This is a genomic window from Arthrobacter sp. 05L44, from assembly GCF_056397605.1.
This window is the reverse complement of sequence record NZ_JBFTNS010000007.1, coordinates 59,783-78,854: the sequence shown is the minus strand read 5'-3', so window position 1 is coordinate 78,854 and position 19,072 is coordinate 59,783. Positions and strand designations below refer to the sequence as shown.

Here is a 19,072-nt window from a genome sequence, read left to right as displayed (position 1 = left end):
GGTGGTTCCTAGGATTTTGCCGGGCCGGGTTCCGGCGGCGGGCTGCCCGGGCCACCCCGGCCTTCCTGGACCTCGGGCGGCACGGTTGCTGAGGGGCCGCCGATCCCGTAGAAGCCCGGCGGAGGCGGCTGGTATGGCCCATGGTCACCAGCCGGGCCCGAAGGCGGCCCGGGAGGCGGCCCGGCCGGTGGCCAGGGTGTCGGAACGGGGTGCGGGTCGCCCGGGTCCGTCGGCCCCATATCCAGGTGGAACGGCGGGTACTCGTCACGCATCAGCGCCACATAGGTGATGACCCGGTAGATCCAGCGGTTCAGGCCCATCAGGAGGTCGAACAACCCCCGCCAGTACTGGCCGGTGAACAGCAGGATGACGCCCGCTATCAGCACCAGCAAACCGATCAGCGAGATGCCGGCGTTTTGCCGGACCCACTCCCCGTCGGCCCAGTACCCGTCGCGGCCGCCCCAGCTGCGGGTCGTTCCGGTGAGGACGGCCACGATGAGCAGATGCGGGATGGCGAGCAGCCAGGACTTGACCAGCACCAGGCCATGGGAGAGCTTCTCCGGGTAGTCGACGTCGAAATCCGCGGGGTAGTCGGTCCGTGCCAGCGTGAACGGCGGGTATCGGTCCGTGCCGATCGCCGCATAGGAGTAGAACGCCACCCGCCAGCTCCAGCGGATCACCCCGACATTGAAGTTGAACAGCGAGCGCGGATACCGGCCGGTGAAGAGAATCGCGAAGCCGGCCACAATCGTTGTGACCACCAGGGCGAACCAGAGGAAGAACAGCACGATGTAGTGCGGGATGGCCAGGAACCACTTGACCAGCCACAGCCAGCGTGACAGCTGTGGATCCAGGTAGCCGCTGAGCCGCGAGGGGTAGACGTAACTGCCGGGCGGCGCGCCGGCGGGCACCGGACCGGCCGGATATGCGCCGGCGGAGTGCTGCTGGCCCGGGTACGGAACGGCGTACGGCGGCCCCGGTGGCGGCCCAGGGTACGGCTGCTGGCCCGGTCCGTGCGGCGGCCCGGCGCGGCCCAGCCCCGCCGCGCCCGCAACAATCAGGGGGACACCCACGGCCAGGAGCACAATGCCGCCGATCAGGAGGCCCAGGAAGACCGGCCACAGGAGGTCCGACCTGGCGCCCCCGCGGAGATCGACCGCGACGGGGCTGGTTGAGTCGGCGTTCATCACCACAACGGCCCAGTTTCCCGAGCGCAGGTCCCACGTGAGTTCCTGGCTGCCGGCGCCGGTGGCGGACGCGGACCAGAACTTCTGGTCGGCCGGGCGGGCGGGCGGCTTGGTGCCCTCAACGTCACGGTACTCGGCCCGGAAGGGCGAAAAGCGGACCTCGGTGAGCTCCGTGTGCTTGACCCCGTTGAGGTACGCCGCGACGTCGGCCTGGGGTCCGATCCCGATGAAGATCCGCTGGGCGGAGTCCGCGGCCGAACCGCGGAGCATCAGGCTGCCGGCCATAGCAGCCGGGTCGACGCCGGTCGGTCCGGGCCCGGTCATAACGTTCAGCCGCGGGGACGTGAGGGCGTACGAATCCACCGTGTACCGCTCGGACGGCGTGGTGAAGTACCCGCCGTCGCGCTGCTGGTAGTTGGCCCAGCCGGTGAAGCCGGCGCCGGCAAGCATCCCCAGGCCCAGCAACGCGGCAAGCGTCCCGAGCACCAGCATGACTATCCGGCCGGGTTTCATGACCGTTCCAGCGCCTCGAGCAAAGACTTGCCCCACCGTGAGGCTTTCTCCAGTTCACCGGGACGCAGTGGCCCCTCGCTCCCTTGCACGAAGAACGGCATGGGCTCGGAAATGATGTCCGCGCCATTGTCGCGGAGGGTGTGCGCCATCTTCTTGGCCGCGTCGCCGTGGACGAACATCCGGATGCGGGTATCGAACGCGGCGGCTTTGACGCCCGCCAGCTGGCCGTTTCCGAGCGTCGAGAGCAGCGCGGTGATCTTCGGCGTCGGACGCCATCCGTTGATGGGGCTTCCAACCACCAGCAGGTCCCCGGCGGCGAGGTCGCCCGGGTGGAATTCGCTGACGGAGACGGTGGTGGCCTCGAGTCCCCCGAGCGAGCCGGCGACGGCCTCCGCCACGGATTTGGTGTTGCCAAAGGCCGAGTCGTAGACAACATGGGCTTTCATGCGCTGATCACCACTTTCAGGGCCTTGGTCTCGGCGGCACGGGCGAAAGTGTCGTAGGCGTCCATGAACTGGTCGAAGCCGAACCTGTGGGTGGCGAACTTCTCGGCCGGCACCTTCTTCTGCGCCACGAGCTTGAGCAGCATCGGGGTGGTGTTGGCGTTCACCAGGCCCATGCTGATGTTGATGTTCTGGATCCAGAGGTTCTCCACGTGCAGTTCCACCGGCTTGCCGTGGACCCCCACGTTGGCCACGTTCCCGCCGGGCCGCACGATCGCGGTGCACATGTCGAAGGTGGCCGGGATGCCGACGGCCTCGATGGCCACATCCACGCCCTGGCCGTCGGTGAGCGCGAGGACCTGGTCCTTCCAGTCGGCGTCGCCGGACAGCACCACGTTGGTGGCGCCGAACTCACGGGACTTTTCCAACCGGTTGGAGTCAAGGTCGACGGCGATGATGGTGGCGGCACCGTAGAGGCCGGCCGTGGCGACCGCGGCGAGCCCGACCGGGCCGGTCCCGATCACGGCCACCGTGTCTCCCGGCTTGACCCGCCCGTACTGCACCCCGATCTCGAACCCGGTAGGCAGGATGTCGGAGAGCATCACGGCCTGCTCGTCGCTGACGCCCTCGGGCAGCAGGTGGAGTGAGTTCTCGGCGTACGGGATACGGACATACTCCGCCTGGGTGCCATCGATCAGGTGGCCGAACACCCAGCCGATCCCGGACTGCCCCTCCTCACCCATGCAGTGCGAGTACAGCCCGGTCTTACAGTTGGCGCAGTGCCCGCAGGACTTGATGCACGAAATGATGACGCGATCGCCCACTTTGAGGGCGGTCACGGACTGGCCGACCTCGGTGATGGTTCCGACGCCTTCATGGCCGAGGATCCGTCCCTTGGTCACAGCGGGCACGTCCCCCTTGAGGATGTGCAGGTCAGTGCCGCAGATGGTGGTGGTATCCACCTTGACGATCACGTCGCTGGGGTTCTGGATCTCCGGATCAGGGACGTCAGTCCAGGATTTTTGGCCGGGGCCGCCGTACACGAGGGCTTTCATGCAAGCTCCTTGGTTCTGAGAATGACCGGCGGATCGACGATCCGCAGGCGGCACGGGGTGACGGACGCATCGATCCCGGAGGAGACGATCGACTGCCGGGCGTGGTCGTGGAGTTCGTCGAAGGCCGCGGCAGTTACCCGCGCGTGGGCAAGATCCACCACGAGCTCATAACCGGACAGTTTGGCCGTGACCCGGCGGCATACGACGTAGAGGGCGCGGATGTTGGCCGTGGTGACGACGCCCCGCACCTCGACGCGGGCCAGTTCCGCGGAGGGGTCGATCCGGATGACTACCTTGATCCGGGGATCCCCGTGGGAGGGGTGCGCGTGGTAGGCCTTGGCGCGGCTGGCGGCGCTGACGTGGCGCAGCGGGCTCATGCGCTCTCAGCGCTCCCCCGCGGCCGCAACGTTGCGGCGGCACGCGAACTGGCGACTGCTGCGATTGCTTCGTGAATCGACATAGCGGCTGGTCTCCTGCCTTTCCTGCCCAAGCTGGAAAGTGCACTTGCCATTTCCTCACCCCAGGTCCTAGCGAGACCGCAACTGCCCCAATGTGGTTCATCCCCAATGGCCGTGCAGGAACCGCCCCAACTCCAGAATGACCTCGCCGCCAAGGACGGGCAAGGGGACGAAAGTCCCTTGCAGGGCGCGGAAATTGACGCCCTGTAACCCGTGTGCAGACAGTGGCCAAAGTGGCCGGAATTGCTGCGGCCACACCCCGGCCCTAGCCTGTTTCTATGCCGACCACCGCCACCTCTGCCGCCGCGTCCGCCCTTGTCCTGGCCTCGGTCCGGCAACCCGGCGAGGCGGCGCCCTCCGACATCTTTATTGCGGACGGAGTGGTCACCCGGATCGCGCCTGCCGGATCCTGGGAAGGGTCCGCAGGCGGTTCCGCGGCGGGTTCGCCGGCCAGCTTCGAGGTGGTCGACGCCGACGGTCGCTTCGTCGTTCCCGGACTGTGGGATGAACATGTCCATATGACCCAGTGGGCCCTGGCGACCGGCAGGATCGACCTATCCGGGGCCGCCTCGGCGGCAGAAGCGGCCGCCGTCGTGCGCTCGCGCCTGAACGGCACGACAGCTGCGGCGACGGACGGGGCGACGCTGGTGGGCGTCGGGTTCCGGGATGCCGTGTGGGCCGATGAGCCCAGTCTCGCGCTTCTGGACGCGGCGACTGCCGGCGTACCAACGGCCCTGATTAGCCATGACCTGCACTGCGTGTGGCTGAACAGCGCGGCCGCTTCGCGGTACGGGACGGCGGTCGGCGCGGACGGGCTGCTGCGCGAGGACCCCGCATTCGAACTCACCCGGGAACTCGGGCGCCTGCCTGACGACGCCGTGGACGCCCTGGTCCAAAAGGCCGGAGAGGCTGCAGCGGCACGGGGCATCGTGGGGATTGTCGACTTTGAGATGGTCTGGAACCGGGATCCGTGGCTCCGGCGGATGGCGGCGGGCTTCGACTGCCTCCGGGTGGATGCCGCGGTCTACCCCCACGACTTGGAGCGTGCCGTCGGCGACGGCATGCGGACCGGCCAGTTGCTCCCCGGTGCCGGCGGGCTGCTGCGCGTCGGCCCGCTGAAGGTCCTGATCGACGGGTCGCTCAACACGCGCACGGCGTACTGCGTCGACCCCTATCCCCACGGTGGCCGCGGCCTGCTGACGGTCACCGAACAGGACCTGATCCGGCTGCTTGCCAGGGCGGGCGAGACCGGATTTGTCCCGGCAGTGCATGCGATCGGCGACGGCGCCAACGAGGTGGCGCTGAACGCCTTCGCGGCGGCCGGCGTCAGCGGCCGGATTGAGCATGCCCAGTTTGTCCGGCAACAGGACTTTGCCCGTTTCGGCCAGTTGGGCCTTACCGCGAGCGTGCAGCCGGCCCACGCACTGGACGACCGCGACGCCGCCGACTCGAACTGGGCGGGCCGGACGGAGCGGGCTTTCCCGTTGCGCTCCCTGCTCGACGCCGGGGCCAGCCTGGCGCTGGGATCGGACGCCCCTGTTGCGCCGCTGGAACCGTGGACGGCGATGTCCGCAGCCACCACGCGGGCCCGCGGGGATGGCCGGCTCCCCTGGCATGCCGAACAGGCCCTGACCCGGCAGGAGGCACTGGCGGCATCAGCGCGCGGACGGCGCCGGATCAGCGTCGGTGACCCGGCCGACGTCGTTGTCCTCGACGCCGATCCGTTGGCGGTACCGGACGCCGGGTTTGCCGCCATGCCGGTGGCCGCGACGGTGCTGGCCGGACGGTTCACGTACCGCAGCGGGGTCTAGCCTAGGTCCGCCTCACCCGGGCCTGGATCAGGTTGGCGAACGGCAGGCGGCCATGGTCCCCGACAAACACGGCGTGATACGCGGCCTCTGCCGCCGTGAGCTCCTCGACGGGGAGTTCCTTCCAGGCGATGATCAGCGTCTTCGCCCCCGCGAGCTGCCAGATCAACCGCCCGTCCCAGTGGCCCGGGGGCTTGCCGGCGCCGAAATCCACGAACTCCTGGATTTGCCTGCGCAGCCCGCGGTTGCCCTTGCTGCCGGGGCCGGCTTTTCCGATGTACAGGACGTCCGCGCCCACAATCCACTCGGCGGCCAACGCCTCCGGTTTCAGGCTGGGGTCCTTCTTCTTGAAGACCCCCGCGGTGCTTTTGGCCAGGAACTGCGGGTTGGCGCCTGTCTCGGGGCCCGAAGCGCCGCCGGGGAGGGTGCCGGCGGGCAGCAGCACGGCGAAGATACCGGGTTTCTGCGGGATCCGGTTGACCTCCAGGTCAGCGATGGGCCGGAACCCGGTGAAGCCGTCCTGCTTCAGGGATTGTCTGGTGATGGGCATGGGGTCCTTGGCTCGGGTCGTTTCCTCAAGCTTACGGAGCACACGGGCACTACGGCGGGGCTTGTTGCCCGGGGCTTTTTGTCCGGCGCTTTTTGTCCGGCGCTTTGATGTCACAGGTGCCTGATTGACTGGATCTATGGACGGCAAGCAGGTGCCCGAAGTGGGCGCGGTAACAGTGACGGCAGCGGTGACCGACATCATCCGCGGCCTGGCTGGTGCACGGCCCCCGGCGGAGAGCGCAGCGTTGATCGACGAGCTCCGCATCCTGGAGGATTTGAAGTCCGCAGCTGCTGCCCGGCAGGCCCGGCTTGCCGTCGCACTCGACGGGCGCCAGCGGCACGATCAGTCCCGCGCCGGCGTGCCCCCGGACCAGCTCGGTACCGGAGTGTCAGCGCAGCTCGCCCTTGCCCGGCGCGAATCACCCGCCAAAGGAAGCCGCCTCCTCGGCCTGGCCAAAGCCCTCGTGACCGAAATGCCGCACACCCTCGCCGCACTGGAAACCGGGCACCTCAACGAATGGCGCGCCAGCCTGATCGTCCGCGAGACGGCCCGCCTGTCCGCGGCAGACCGGGCCGCCGTCGACGAAGAACTGGCGCCCGACGCCGGGGAGTTCGTTGGAGTTGGCGACCGCGCCTTGGTCGCCGCGGCCCGGGCTGCCGCCTACCGCCGCGACCCCCGCTCCGTCACCCAGCGCGCCGCCCGCGCCCAGACTGAACGCCACGTCAGTCTCCGCCCGGCACCGGACACCATGTGCCTTTTGACCGCACTCCTCCCGGTGGCCCAGGGCGTCGCGGTCCACGCTGCCCTCGCCCGCCATGCAGGCGCCATGCGTTCTAGCGGCGACGAACGCTCCCGCGGCCAGCTGATGGCCGACGCCCTGGTGGAGCGCATCACCGGAACGGCGGGCGGTATCAGCGGCATCGAAATCCAACTCGTTATGACCGACCGCACCCTGTTCCAGGGGGAGAGCGAAGCCGCCCAACTCCCTGGCTACGGCACCGTACCTGCCGGGTGGGCAAGGACACTACTCGGTCCGGATCCGGGGCAAGGCGTAGATGTCTGGCTCCGGCGGCTGTACACCGCCCCAGCCACGGGCGAGCTTGTCGGCATGGACTCCCGCGCCCGCCTTTTCCCCGCGGGGCTGCGGCGGTTCATCGAGGCCCGCGACCAGACCTGCCGGACACCGTACTGCGACGCCCCGATCCGCCACCTGGACCACATCATCCCCTGGCACGGTGGAGGTGCCACCAGTGTCACTAACGGCTCAGGTCTCTGCGAAGCGTGCAACCACACCAAGGAAGCCCCTGGCTGGAGCGCTCAACCCCGGCCGGGGCCCAGGCACACATTCCAGCTCACGACACCCACAGGGCACAGCTACTTCTCCACGGCGCCGCCACTTCCGGGGACGGTCCACCCTTCCAGGGCCGCGTCCGGCCGGCGGCACGAGCTCCGGCACCGCGCGAAATTACTCAGATTAGGCAGGGACAGGACGGCCACCGCAGCCTGATGCCGGCAGGCCTCCGGGCCGGTTAAAGGCGAAACCTGCAGGTACCTTCGCGATCTCGCTATGAGGCGGCTCGGACATTTTCACGTCCAGAACGACCCGGCTTAATCAATTGGCTACCTGCAGGCGATTTAAGCCTACGCCCGGTCCGGGACCCGTGACTAGGGGTCCGCCGTCTCTTCCGTGACGCTCGGAAACGCCGCTCGACGCAGAAGCGTAGAGTGGAACGAGACGCCTGATTCTGGACGCCGAGTGCTGAGGGAGAAATCGTGACGATTGACTGGGACGAAAAAAAGGCCCTGTTGCAGGAACCGAATATTGCGGCCGTGACACAGCTTTGCGACGAACTGATGGAGAAGAAGCCGGGGTCCGTAGTCCCGTACATCGACCCCGTCCACGACGAAGACGAATGCAGGATTGTCAGCCTTCATATCGCTCCCGGCAAGGGCTGCGAATCAGGATTTGTCTCGCACTTCAACGAGGACGAGGCCGCACGCCGGGCAACGTCCATCTACGAGGCAGTCGAACTCGACCCCCGCTACGTGATGCCGTGGAACGCGTACCCCTGGGTCCGGGACCCGGAGCTCCCCTCCGCCCTGAACGTCCAGGAAAAGACCGATGGCCTGCGTCCTTTCCGGCAGTTCATGAAGATCAACAAGCGCACGTCGGCCATCATCGCGCACGGCGCCGACGCCCACGCATTCCTCACGCTCTTCGAGAAGACCTACCACTCCTCGCTGAAGAACCGCGGCGTGAAGATATACAAGGCCACCGCCCTCGGCGGCCGCGCCTTCGCCGTGTCCCCGGCCAAGCAAGAGGAGCTCCTGGCCAAGAATGTGGGCGTTTACAAGGACGCCATGCAGCGGGCCGGGATCCAGCACCTCTAAGGGGCTCTTCGGCGCCAGCAGCAGGGAGGGGTCCATGTCCGCACATTCCGCATCCAAGCTGGCTGTCATCGGCGCCGGCAGCGTCGGCACGTCGTTGGCCTACGCTGCCCTCATCCGCGGCTCCGCCAGCCACGTTGCCTTGTTTGACGTCAACGCCGCCAAAGCCGAAGCCGAAGTCCTCGACCTGGCGCACGGTACCCAATTCACCGCGGCTGCGGCCACCGTCAACGGCGGTGCGGACATCAGCGTGACTGACGGAGCCGACGTCGTCGTCATCACGGCAGGGGCCAAGCAGGCGCCCGGCCAGACCCGCCTGGACTTGGCCGGTACCAACGTCCGCATCCTCGAACAGCTCATGCCGCAGCTGCTGGAGCACGCCCCGGACGCGGTCTATGTCCTGGTCACCAACCCGTGCGACGTGCTGACGGTCGCCGCCCAAAAGATCACGGGACTGCCGCCGTCGCGGATCTTCTCCTCCGGCACTGTGCTGGACACTTCACGGCTCCGTTGGCTGCTGGCGCACCGCGCCGGGGTGTCCGTCAGCAGCGTCCACGCCAGCATGGTCGGGGAACACGGCGATACCGAGTTCCCCGTCTGGTCCGGTGCGACCATCGGCCCGGTGCCGATCCGCGACTGGACGGTCGACGGCGAACGCATTTTTACGCCGGGCTACCTGGCCGAAGCGGCCCGGGAGGTTACCGGCGCGGCGTACAAGGTGATTGCCGGCAAGGGCGCCACGAACTACGCAATTGGTCTCTCCGGCGCCCGGATTGTCGAGGCGCTGCTGCGCTCCGAAAACGCGGTACTGCCGGTCTCCACCGTGCTGAACGGGCCCTACGGGATCAACGGCGTCGCCCTGTCGTTGCCCAGTATCGTCGGGAACGGCGGGGTCCGTGCCGTGCTGGAGACGCCGATGGACGAGGGCGAACTGGCATCCCTCCACCATTCCGCCGAGACGCTACGCCAGAGCCTCACCTCGCTCGGCATCTGACCGGCCGGAGGGCTCGCCGGGTTGGGCCGCTGCGGACCCCACCGCCGGGACCACCATCACCGAGCCGAGGTGCGGCAACGCGGCCCGGGCACCCTCTTCCAGGCTGGCGGCCGCGGCGGCAACGTCTGCCATGGTGGCTTCGGGACCGAGCGGAACGGTGATCTCCGCGTGCAGCCGATGGCCGGACCAGCGCAGCCGCGACGTTCCCCCCTGCGGCGAGCGCTCCCGGACGACGGCGGCCAGGGCGTCGCTCAGCTTGGGGTCGACGCCGTCCATAAGCCGGCGCCCGACGTCGCGCACGGTCCCCCACAGCAGCCCCATGATCGCCACGGAAATCAGCAGCCCGACGATCGGATCCGCCAGCGGGAAGCCCAGCCAGATGCCCACGACGCCGGCGACCACCGCCAGCGAGGTGAAGCCGTCCGTCCGGGCGTGGATGCCGTCGGCAATCAGCGCCGCCGAGCCTATCTGCCGTCCCACCCGGATGCGGTAGATGGCCACCAGCTCGTTGCCCGCGAAGCCGACCAGTCCGGCGGCGAGCACCCACCCGAGGTTCTGCACGGGCTGCGGCTCGAAGAAGCGGCGGATGGACTCGACGGCGGCGACCACCGCCGAGAGGGCAATCATGGCGACGATGAAAAGTCCGGCCAGGTCCTCGGCGCGGCCGAAGCCGTACGGGTAGGTGCGGGTGGGCTTCCGCCGGCCCAGGAGGAACGCGATCCAGAGCGGGACCGCCGTCAGCGCGTCGGAGAAGTTGTGCACCGTATCGGCCAGGAGCGCCACCGAGCCGCTGACCAGGACGATTGCGAGCTGGAAGAGCGACGTGGTGCCCAGGCCGAGCAGCGAGATCTTGACGGCCCGGATGCCCTGGGCACTGGATTCGAGGGCCGCGTCAATGGAGTCCGCTGAGTCATGCGAGTGCGGGACAAAGAGTTCGTGTAGCCAGCCCTTCAGTCCCGGAGCGTGGCTGTGGCCGTGGGCGTGGTCATGGTCTCCGTGGGCGCCGTGCGTATGGTCATGATCGTGACCGTGCCCGTGGCCGTGGTCGCCATGCGGGTGGTCGTGGTCATGCCCGTGATCGTGGCCGTGCCCGCCAACGGGATCGTGGCTGCGCCCGCCAACGTTGTGGTCCTTCCCGCTCATGCTCCGTGCCTCGGGGCCGTGCCGAGCGCGTGCTCCGCCTGGTGCACGGCATCCATCACCAGCTGGCGGGCGTGGTGGTTCTGCAGCCGGTAAAAGACCTTGGTGCCCTCCTGCCTGGTGGCGACCATCCCGCCGAGCCGCATCTTGGCAAGGTGCTGCGAGACGGTCGAGGCCGGCTTGCCCACGCGTTCTGCCAAGGCGTTGACCGGCAACTCCCCCTCCCCCAGGGCGAGAATGAGCCGCACCCGCGTGGCGTCGGCCAGCATGGCGAAAACCTCAACGGCCAACTCCACATGGGGACTGTCGACCTCAATCTGCATATCTGCATTCATACGCAGATAATGCCACATTCAAGACGGTATACCAACTCCCGGACGGGCGGCCGACTGCAGTCCCTGGACTCGGACCGACCCCGGCGGCGCGCGTCACGCGGTTGACACCCCGATGTGACCTCTGCCATATTTGAAATGTGAACCTGTCAGACAGCCGGACAGCAGGACAGCCCCTCGCCCGTCTCAGCGCGGCCGAGGCGGTCTTCAACGTCCTCCGCTCCGAAATCGAATCCGGCAAGCTGGGCATTGGCGCCAAGTTGAGCTCCGAGGCAACGCTTGCCCAGCAGTACGGGGTGAGCCGCTCGGTGGTCCGGGAGGCCCTCCGGTCGTGCACCGCACTGGGGCTGACCATCACCAGGACAGGGCGGGGAACGTTCGTCGTCGCTGACCACGTGGCCAAGGACCTGGTCCTGGGGCAGTACTCGGCCCTCGACCTCACCGAGGCCCGCCCCCACATTGAGGTTCCTGCCGCCGGCCTCGCCGCCGAACGCCGTTCACCTGAAGAGCTCGACACCCTCCGGGACATCCTGGCCGCCATGAACGCCGAGGACGACCCCGAGGTCTGGGTCGGCCTGGACTCGAACTTCCATGCTTTGATCGCCAAGGCCAGCCGCAACAAGGTCTTCGAGAATGTCGTCGCTGAGATCCGCGAGGCCCTGGCCCATCAGTCCGAAACCCTGAACATGGTCGCGGACCGCCAGCACGCCTCCGATGAGGAGCATGGACGCATCCTGGCCGCCATCGAGGCAGGCGACGCGGCCACGGCCCGCATCGCCATGAGCCAGCACCTGCACGCCGTCGGCGTTGCCCTCGCCTCAATCCTGGACCCCCGCACCGACTCCTGACCCCGCCGGCGCCACCGCCCGGCCGGCCTGCCGGCAGCCCCGCAGGCCACGAACCACACCCCAGCCAAAGGACCCCATGATTTCTCCAGCCCTCGCCCGCATTCCGACGCCGCCCGCCCCGGCGCGGCTACCGGAGCACGCCCCGCTTGCGGTCCAGACCCGCGACGGCGTGGTTGAGAGCGTCCACTACGGCTCCGCCGTCGCCACCGGGACGGACGACCGGACCCTCCTGGCCGCCGGCGACCCGCTGGCCGCCTTCTACCCCCGCTCCGCGCTCAAGCCCCTTCAGGCCGTGGCCATGGTCCGGGCCGGGCTCGACCTCCCGGAAGAACTCCTCGCCCTGGCCGCCGCGAGCCACTCCGGTGCCGCCATCCACCGCGACGGCGCACAGCGCATCCTGGACCTGCACGGACTGAGTGCCGCAGACCTGGAGAACAGCACCGATCTTCCGTACGGTGTCAGCGAGCGTGAGGAGTGGCTGGCCAGCGGCGGGAAGGCCACGCAGCTGACCCAGAACTGCTCCGGGAAGCACGCCGCGATGGCCGCCACGTGTGTCATCAACGGCTGGCCGGTCCGGGGCTACCTCGACCCGCAGCACCCGCTGCAGCAGCTCGTGGCCCGGACAGTGGTGGAGCTGACCGGCGAGGACCCCAGGGCCACCAGCACCGACGGCTGCGGGACCCCGCTCTTCGCGCTTACCCTGCCGGGCATGGCCCGCGCCTTCGGTACGCTGGCCGCGAGCGAGGACGCCGCGGAGTCCGCCGTCGCCAACGCCATGCGCCGGCACCCCGTGATGGTTGCCGGCGAGCACCGGGATGTCACAGCGCTGATGCGCCTGATTCCGGGCCTCCTGGCGAAGGACGGCTTCGAAGGGGTCCAGCTGGTGGGCCTTCCGGACGGACGCGCCGTCGCCGTCAAGATCTCCGACGGCGGGGACCGCGCCCGGATGCCCGTCACCGTCCGTCTCCTGGCAGCGCTCGACGTCGACACCTCCCCCCTGGCGGGTCTCGCGGCGACGGACGTGCTGGGCGGCGGCCGACCCGTCGGCACGCTGCAGGCCACGGATTTCCTCGCTGCCGAAACCCCCACGACTCCCACCACCTCCGAAGACCTGTAAGGACCGACCGTTATGACTTCGATCGACGAAATCGCAGAATTCCGCTCCGAGCACGACCTCCTGGGCGACCGTGATGTTCCGGCCGGCGCGTACTGGGGCGTCCACACCCTCCGTGCCGTGGAGAACTTCCCCATCACCGGCCAGCCGCTCTCGTCCAACATGCACCTGGTCCGCGGGCTGGCCGCGGTGAAGCTCGCCGCCGCCCGCACCAACCACGAACTCGGACTCCTCGACGCCGAACGCGCCCGGGCCATCGAGGACGCCTGCGCCGACGTTATGGACGGCAAGCTCAGCGAGCAGTTCGTAGTGGACGTCATCCAGGGCGGGGCCGGAACGTCGTCGAACATGAATGCCAACGAGGTGATCGCCAACCGGGCCCTGGAAATCCTCGGCCACCCGAAGGGCGACTACGCCCGGCTGCACCCGAACGACCACGTCAACCTCAGCCAGTCCACGAACGACGTCTACCCCACCGCGGTCAAGCTCGGCACCATCTTTGCCGCCCGGGAACTGCTGGCTGCCCTCACCGAACTGGAAGACGCTTTCGCCGCCAAGGCCCTGGAATTCCGCACGGTGGTCAAGATGGGCCGCACCCAGCTCCAGGACGCCGTCCCCATGACACTCGGCCAGGAGTTCGGCACCTACGCCATCACGATCGGCGAGGACCGGCTCCGGCTGGCCGAAGCCGACCTGCTGATCCACGAGATCAACCTCGGCGCCACGGCGATCGGCACCGGCCTGAACGCACCGGCCGGCTATGCGGAGGCCGCCTGCCGGCACCTGGCCGAGATCACCGGCCTGCCCCTGGTCACCGCGCCGGACCTGATCGAGGCCACCCAGGACGTGGGCGCCTTTGTGCACCTCTCCGGCGTGCTGAAGCGGGTGGCCGTGAAACTCTCCAAGATCTGCAACGACCTCCGGCTGCTCTCCTCCGGCCCGCGCGCCGGATTCGGCGAAATCAACCTCCCGGCCGTGCAGTCCGGCTCCTCGATCATGCCCGGCAAGATCAACCCGGTCATCCCGGAAGTGGTGAGCCAGGTGGCCTACGAGGTCATCGGCAACGACGTCACCATCACCATGGCCGCAGAAGCCGGCCAGCTCCAGCTCAACGCCTTCGAACCGATCATCGTCCACAGCCTCCACAAGAGCATCTCGCACCTGGAAGCCGCCTGCCGCACCCTCACGGCCCGCTGCGTCCGGGGTATCACCGCCAACACCGAACGGCTCCGCCTTACCGTGGAACAGTCGATCGGCCTCGTCACCGCCCTGAACCCGCAGCTGGGCTACGCGACGGCCACGGCCATCGCGCAGGAAGCCCTCGCCACCGGCAAGGGAGTCGCGGAACTCGTCCTCGAACACGGGCTGCTCACCGCCGAGCAGCTCACCGAACTGCTCAGCCCGCAGCGCCTGGCCAACCTGAGCAAGTAGCAACTCCGCCCCCCCAAAGGATTCCCCCATGACCCATCCAGAAACTGCCCGCGCCCAAAAACCGCCGGTGCAGGACCAGCCAACCCGGCAGCAAGCCGTCTCCGACCACACGATTCCGGCCCACGCCCACGCGTCCGAGGCCGCCCTCCATGCCGAAGACCAGGGCTATCACAAGGGCCTGAAACCCCGGCAGGTCCAGATGATCGCAATCGGCGGCGCCATCGGCACCGGCCTGTTTATGGGCGCAGGTGGCCGGCTCGCCGCCGCGGGCCCGGCCCTGATCATCAGCTACGCCCTCTGCGGATTCTTCGCGTTTATGATCCTGCGGGCCCTCGGTGAACTCGTAATGCACCGGCCGTCGTCGGGCTCTTTCGTTTCCTACGCCCGGGAATTCTTCGGCGAGAAAGCCGCGTTTGTCACCGGCTGGCTCTACTGGCTGAACTGGGCCATGACGGCGATCGTGGATATCACCGCCGTCGCGCTGTACATGAACTTCTTCAAGAAGTACTGGGCGCCCGTTGCGGACGTCCCGCAGTGGACCTGGGCGCTGGCCGCCCTCATCCTGGTGCTGGGCCTGAACCTGATCAGCGTCAAGGTGTTCGGCGAGCTCGAATTCTGGTTCGCGCTGATCAAGGTCGTGGCGCTGGTGTCCTTCCTGGTGGTCGGGATCTACTTCGTCATCTTCGGCACCCCGGTGGAGGGCCACGAGGTGGGCTTCAGCCTCATCGCGGATAACGGCGGCATGTTCCCCAACGGCCTGCTGCCGGCCATCGTGGTGATGCAGGGTGTGGTGTTCGCCTACGCCTCGATCGAGCTGATCGGCACCGCGGCGGGCGAGACGGAAAACCCGGAGAAGATCATGCCGCGGGCCATCAATACCGTGATCGTGCGTATCGCCGTGTTTTACGTCGGCTCACTCGTGCTGCTCTCGCTGCTGCTGCCTTACAGCTCCTACAAGGCAGGCGAAAGCCCGTTCGTGACGTTCTTCGGCTCCATCGGTGTGGACGGGGTGGACGCCATCATGAACCTGGTGGTTCTCACCGCGGCCCTCTCCTCGCTCAACGCCGGCCTGTACTCCACCGGCCGGATCATGCGGTCCATGTCCGTCTCGGGGTCCGCACCGAAATTCGCCGCCCGGATGAACAAGGCGGGTGTGCCCTACGGCGGCATCGCCCTCACCGCCGGCGTGGCCGTCCTGGGTGTCATCCTGAACGCCGTGGTCCCCGCCGAGGCCTTCGAGATCGTCCTGAACGTCGCGTCGCTGGGCATCATCAGCACCTGGGCCATGATCGTGCTGTGCCAGATGCAGCTCGCCCGGCTCGCGGCACGCGGCGAACTCCTCCGCCCGTCCTTCCGGATGCCCGGCGCCCCGGTCACCGGATGGATCACCCTGGCCTTCCTGCTGGCGGTCCTGGTCCTGATGGCCTTCGACTCCCCCGTCGGCACCTGGACCATCGCGTCGCTTGTTATCATCGTCCCGCTCCTGATGCTCGGCTGGCGCCTCTGCCGACACCGAATCCTGGAAATCGCGGCGGTCCGTGACGGTTTCACCGGCCCGTACCCGCTGGTGGCCAACCGTCCCTCCGGGCGCTCCGGAAACGCCGGCAGCTCCGGCACTTCCGGCACCGAGTAGCCCGCGGGCAAACCCGGCGGCGGCGTAACGCGGGTAACCGGTTCGCCGCCGCCGGGCACCGTTCGCCTAAGCTCGGAGGAACCGTTCCACCTGGCTCAGCGACGAACCACCCGGGAGACTTCTCATGACCACCTGGCGAATCAGGGATTTTCATTCCGCCGACCTGGACGGGATCCTGCACCTGTGGGAGTCCCTCAAGGCCACCAATGTCGAGCCGGTGTACGCCCTGTCCGAGGTCCTGGCCTCCTGCGAAAAGGACCACGCCGTCGTGGCAGTCCAGGGCGAGCAGGTGGTGGGCGCCGCCGCCGGCCGTGCCGCGCACGACCAGGGCTGGATCGTCTTCCTGGCCACCCTCCCCGAATTCCGCGGCCGCGGCATCGGCACGTCGCTGCTGGCCGCCGTCGAAAACCGGATGGCCCCGCACGGGCTGAACAAGCTCTCCGCGCTGATGCCGGAATCCGAGACCCGGGTGGAGGCGTTCCTGAGCCGGGGCTTTGTCCTGAAGCAGAACCTCCGCTATTTCGAACGCAAGATCCCGGTCCAGCGCCAGGAACTCGAACCGCTGAGCCAGCTGGGCGGCCGGATCCTGGCCCGTGACCTGTGGGAAAACGTCGCCGGGATGCGCAACGAGAAGGAACTCCTGGAACGCCGACTGGTGTTGCCCCTCGCCGAGGCGGACCTCGCCGACGAGTACGGGGTGGTCCCCCCGCGGGCTGTGGTGCTGTTCGGCCCGCCCGGGACCGGGAAAACGACGTTCGCCAAGGCCATAGCGTCCCGCCTGGAGTGGCCCTTTGTGGAAGTGTTTCCCTCCCGGCTGGCCGCGGATCCGCTGGGCCTGGCCGGCGCCCTGCGTGAGACGTTCCTGGAGATCGCCGAGCTCGAGCACGCCGTCGTCTTCATTGACGAGGTGGAAGAGATCGCCTCGCAGCGCGCCGGGGATCCGCCGTCGCCGCTGCAGGGTGTCACCAACGAACTCCTGAAGATCATCCCGGCGTTCCGCGAACAGCCCGGCCGGCTCCTGGTCTGCGCCACCAACTTCATCCGCGCGCTGGACTCCGCATTCCTGCGCCACGGCCGGTTCGACTACGTCATCCCGATCGGCCTGCCGGACCGGCTGGCCCGCGAGGCCATGTGGCAGCGGTTCATCCCGGCCACCGTGGTGGACGACGTCGACGTGGAGCTGCTCGTGGACCGCATCGAGGGTTTCTCCCCCGCGGACATCGAATACGCCGCCCGCAGCGCCTCCCAGCGTGCGCTTGAGAAGGCAGTGTACGACGACGGCGGTGCGGCCTCAGGCGGCCCGGCAGCTGTCCGCGACGCCGTCCGGAAGGGGCCCGCCACCCAGGATTACCTGGATGCCATCGCGGACACGCGGACCACCGTCAGCGCCGAGGTGCAGCAGGAGTTCCTGGAGGACATTGACCTGCTGGGCCGGGTCTAGTCTTCGGACCCGTCGCCGTACGAGAGGTTTTCGTAGTCGGTGTCGTCGGCCTCGTCGAGCATGTCGTCGAGCTCGTCCAGCAGCCAGGGGTTGATCCGGGCCAGGATCTTGCGGGTTTCTTCCACCGGCACCGCGGCGTAGAGGACCGGCCGGGCGTCGGCGTAACGGGTGACCGGGGGCTTGTCCGGCCATTTCTCGGCCAGCGCCTTAACCCGTTCCGGCAGGGAGTTGTGGGCATTGTCGGCGATTTTGACCAGGGTGGCGTCGTGGTCCTCGGCGATGTAGCGGATGCCTGACTGGTAGTCATCCGGGTTCTCGTGCAGACGCGTGGTGACCCGCTCGATGATGTCCACGGCCCGTTCCGGGACGCCCATTTCCAGCAGCGCCTGCCGCGTCATGGGCGTGTCTTCCGCGATGTCGTGCAGGTATCCGGCGATCCGGACATTGTCATCGAAGTCGGCCAGCGCATCTCCGACGGCCAGCACGTGCTCGCGGTAGGGGCGCTTGAGCTTGTCCTTCTGGCGGTTGTGGGCCACTTCGGCGAGGACCCGCGCCGTGTCGACGGTGAAGCCGGCTTGGGGCACGGACGCTTCGTTTGACTCTGGTTCTGACATGGTTCCAGCCTACGCGGCGGAGCCCCCGGCGCCGGGCCACACCCAGGGCTCCCGGGGCAGCGTGGCCGGATCGAAGACGCGCAGGGCCTCCTCCAGGGTGCCCGGGGGCAGGCCCAGGGACTCCAGCAGGGTGTCGCGCACCTGCCCGACGGCGGTGCCGGCAGCAGCGAGGTCGGCCAGGGTCACCGCACCGTCGCGTTTGGCGAGCCGGGCGCCGTCGGCGTTGACCACCAGCGGCACGTGGGCATATTCCGGAACAGGAATATTCAAAAGGGAGGCGAGGTGGGCCTGCCGGGGTGTGGAGGGCAGGAGGTCATCGCCACGGACCACCTGGTCGATTCCCTGCGCGGCGTCGTCCACCACCACCGCCAGGTTGTACGCGGCCACCCCGTCGTTCCTCCGCAGCACGAAGTCGTCCACCATCCCGGTGTAGGTTCCATGCAGCACGTCCTGGACCGTCGCTTCGGCCACGCCAGCGCGGAGCCGGACTGCCGCGGGACGGATCGCCCGTTTGCGGGCGCGCCCGGCCGCATCCAGGTCCCGGCAGGTGCCGGGGTACGCGCCCTGCGGGGCATGCGGGGCATGCGGGGCGGAGGGGGCCTCCTGGATTTCACGGCGGGTACAGAAACATTCGTACGTCAGCCCGGCGTCGGCGAGCCGCTCGATCGCCGCGGTGTAGTGCGCCTCGCGCTCCGTTTGCCGGACAATGTCGCCGTCCCAGGTAACGCCGATCGCCGCGAGGTCCCGGAGCTGCCCGGCCTCGGCACCGGCGCGTGCGCGGTCCAGGTCCTCGACGCGCATCAGGAAGCTGCGGCCCGTGGACCGGGCGAAGAGCCACGCGAGCATGGCGGTACGAAGGTTGCCGACGTGGAGCTCACCGGAGGGGCTGGGGGCGAAACGTCCGGCAGGGGTCATGGGATAAGCCTATGCGGGCCAACGCAAGAGCCCCTCAGCCACCGATGACTTCGGACATCCGACGTCGGGGGCTCAGGGGCTCTTGCCGTAAAGGGGTGCGGAAAGACGATGCGTGAACAAGAGTCATTCAGCGGCGGGCTCCTTGCGGGGCGCCTCATCCAGAGTCCGGGAGGTGTACCGGGGGATCTGTAGCCTTGCGGGTCCCCGG

General features: G+C 68.4%; 18 protein-coding genes. 9 read left to right on the top strand and 9 right to left on the bottom strand.

The window, feature by feature from the left end; genetic code table 11:
- Positions 1–8: 8 nt before the first annotated feature.
- Genes AC1DHY_RS13440 through AC1DHY_RS13425 form a run of 4 tightly spaced genes read right to left on the bottom strand, consistent with a single transcriptional unit; the run spans position 9 to position 3,575 of the window.
- Positions 9–1,700 (bottom strand): DUF4389 domain-containing protein, encoded by a 1,692-nt coding sequence (locus tag AC1DHY_RS13440; RefSeq protein WP_476880227.1) that lies wholly within the window; start codon positions 1,698–1,700, stop codon positions 9–11.
- Positions 1,697–2,146 (bottom strand): flavodoxin family protein, encoded by a 450-nt coding sequence (locus AC1DHY_RS13435; protein WP_476880228.1) that lies wholly within the window; start codon positions 2,144–2,146, stop codon positions 1,697–1,699. Before AC1DHY_RS13435 ends, AC1DHY_RS13440 begins: the two co-directional genes overlap by 4 nt.
- Positions 2,143–3,198 (bottom strand): zinc-dependent alcohol dehydrogenase family protein, encoded by a 1,056-nt coding sequence (locus tag AC1DHY_RS13430; RefSeq protein WP_476903759.1) that lies wholly within the window; start codon positions 3,196–3,198, stop codon positions 2,143–2,145. The genes AC1DHY_RS13435 and AC1DHY_RS13430 overlap by 4 nt, the downstream gene beginning before the upstream one ends.
- A complete protein-coding gene (locus tag AC1DHY_RS13425) occupies positions 3,195–3,575 on the bottom strand; it encodes a hypothetical protein (RefSeq protein ID WP_476880230.1) in 381 nt (126 codons plus the stop codon). Before AC1DHY_RS13425 ends, AC1DHY_RS13430 begins: the two co-directional genes overlap by 4 nt.
- A 359-nt stretch (positions 3,576–3,934) precedes the next feature.
- On the opposite strand from AC1DHY_RS13425, the gene AC1DHY_RS13420 reads away from it, so the two are divergent.
- A complete protein-coding gene (locus AC1DHY_RS13420; protein ID WP_476903758.1) occupies positions 3,935–5,467 on the top strand; it encodes an amidohydrolase in 1,533 nt (510 codons plus the stop codon).
- A gap of 1 nt (position 5,468) precedes the next feature.
- Here the strand turns inward: AC1DHY_RS13420 and AC1DHY_RS13415 are convergent, their stop codons facing one another.
- Positions 5,469–6,014, bottom strand: coding sequence for a hypothetical protein (locus AC1DHY_RS13415; RefSeq protein ID WP_476903757.1), 546 nt, complete (start codon positions 6,012–6,014; stop codon positions 5,469–5,471).
- 136 nt (positions 6,015–6,150) lie between these two features.
- Between AC1DHY_RS13415 and AC1DHY_RS13410 the strand changes: the two genes are divergently transcribed.
- The 3 genes from AC1DHY_RS13410 to AC1DHY_RS13400 all read left to right on the top strand — a co-directional run bounded on the left by AC1DHY_RS13410 (position 6,151) and on the right by AC1DHY_RS13400 (position 9,396).
- Complete coding sequence (locus AC1DHY_RS13410; RefSeq protein ID WP_476878491.1) at positions 6,151–7,521, top strand: HNH endonuclease; 1,371 nt, start codon at positions 6,151–6,153, stop codon at positions 7,519–7,521.
- Positions 7,522–7,787: 266 nt separating this feature from the next.
- Positions 7,788–8,405 carry a uracil-DNA glycosylase family protein gene (locus AC1DHY_RS13405; protein ID WP_476878490.1) on the top strand — a complete coding sequence of 206 codons (618 nt, stop codon included), beginning with the start codon at positions 7,788–7,790 and terminating at the stop codon, positions 8,403–8,405.
- A 34-nt stretch (positions 8,406–8,439) separates the two neighbouring features.
- Entirely contained in the window at positions 8,440–9,396 is a 957-nt protein-coding gene (locus AC1DHY_RS13400) for an L-lactate dehydrogenase (RefSeq protein ID WP_476878489.1), read from the top strand.
- Here the strand turns inward: AC1DHY_RS13400 and AC1DHY_RS13395 are convergent.
- Positions 9,364–10,539, bottom strand: coding sequence for a cation diffusion facilitator family transporter (locus AC1DHY_RS13395; RefSeq protein WP_476903756.1), 1,176 nt, complete (start codon positions 10,537–10,539; stop codon positions 9,364–9,366). The two genes, AC1DHY_RS13400 and AC1DHY_RS13395, sit on opposite strands and share 33 nt — an antisense overlap.
- The gene (locus tag AC1DHY_RS13390) at positions 10,536–10,859 is read right to left on the bottom strand and encodes an ArsR/SmtB family transcription factor (RefSeq protein ID WP_476878487.1); all 324 of its coding nucleotides are present in this window, start codon (positions 10,857–10,859) and stop codon (positions 10,536–10,538) included. The genes AC1DHY_RS13395 and AC1DHY_RS13390 overlap by 4 nt, the downstream gene beginning before the upstream one ends.
- A gap of 149 nt (positions 10,860–11,008) precedes the next feature.
- Between AC1DHY_RS13390 and AC1DHY_RS13385 the strand changes: the two genes are divergently transcribed.
- From AC1DHY_RS13385 to AC1DHY_RS13365, 5 genes are all read left to right on the top strand, one after another.
- Complete coding sequence (locus AC1DHY_RS13385) at positions 11,009–11,716, top strand: FadR/GntR family transcriptional regulator (RefSeq protein WP_476878486.1); 708 nt, start codon at positions 11,009–11,011, stop codon at positions 11,714–11,716.
- A gap of 76 nt (positions 11,717–11,792) precedes the next feature.
- Complete coding sequence (locus tag AC1DHY_RS13380) at positions 11,793–12,833, top strand: asparaginase (protein WP_476878485.1); 1,041 nt, start codon at positions 11,793–11,795, stop codon at positions 12,831–12,833.
- A 12-nt stretch (positions 12,834–12,845) separates the two neighbouring features.
- The gene (locus tag AC1DHY_RS13375; RefSeq protein WP_476878484.1) at positions 12,846–14,261 is read left to right on the top strand and encodes an aspartate ammonia-lyase; all 1,416 of its coding nucleotides are present in this window, start codon (positions 12,846–12,848) and stop codon (positions 14,259–14,261) included.
- 28 nt (positions 14,262–14,289) lie between these two features.
- Positions 14,290–15,894 carry an amino acid permease gene (locus tag AC1DHY_RS13370; RefSeq protein ID WP_476878483.1) on the top strand — a complete coding sequence of 535 codons (1,605 nt, stop codon included), beginning with the start codon at positions 14,290–14,292 and terminating at the stop codon, positions 15,892–15,894.
- Positions 15,895–16,018: 124 nt separating this feature from the next.
- Positions 16,019–17,335, top strand: coding sequence for an ATP-binding protein (locus AC1DHY_RS13365; RefSeq protein ID WP_476878482.1), 1,317 nt, complete (start codon positions 16,019–16,021; stop codon positions 17,333–17,335).
- Here AC1DHY_RS13365 and AC1DHY_RS13360 read toward each other — a convergent pair.
- Together AC1DHY_RS13360 and gluQRS are read right to left on the bottom strand one after the other, a co-directional pair.
- Positions 17,332–17,949 (bottom strand): HD domain-containing protein, encoded by a 618-nt coding sequence (locus AC1DHY_RS13360; RefSeq protein WP_476878481.1) that lies wholly within the window; start codon positions 17,947–17,949, stop codon positions 17,332–17,334. The two genes, AC1DHY_RS13365 and AC1DHY_RS13360, sit on opposite strands and share 4 nt — an antisense overlap.
- Positions 17,950–17,958: 9 nt before the next feature.
- Positions 17,959–18,864 (bottom strand): tRNA glutamyl-Q(34) synthetase GluQRS, encoded by a 906-nt coding sequence (gene gluQRS, locus AC1DHY_RS13355; protein ID WP_476878480.1) that lies wholly within the window; start codon positions 18,862–18,864, stop codon positions 17,959–17,961.
- Between the last annotated feature and the right edge of the window lie 208 nt (positions 18,865–19,072).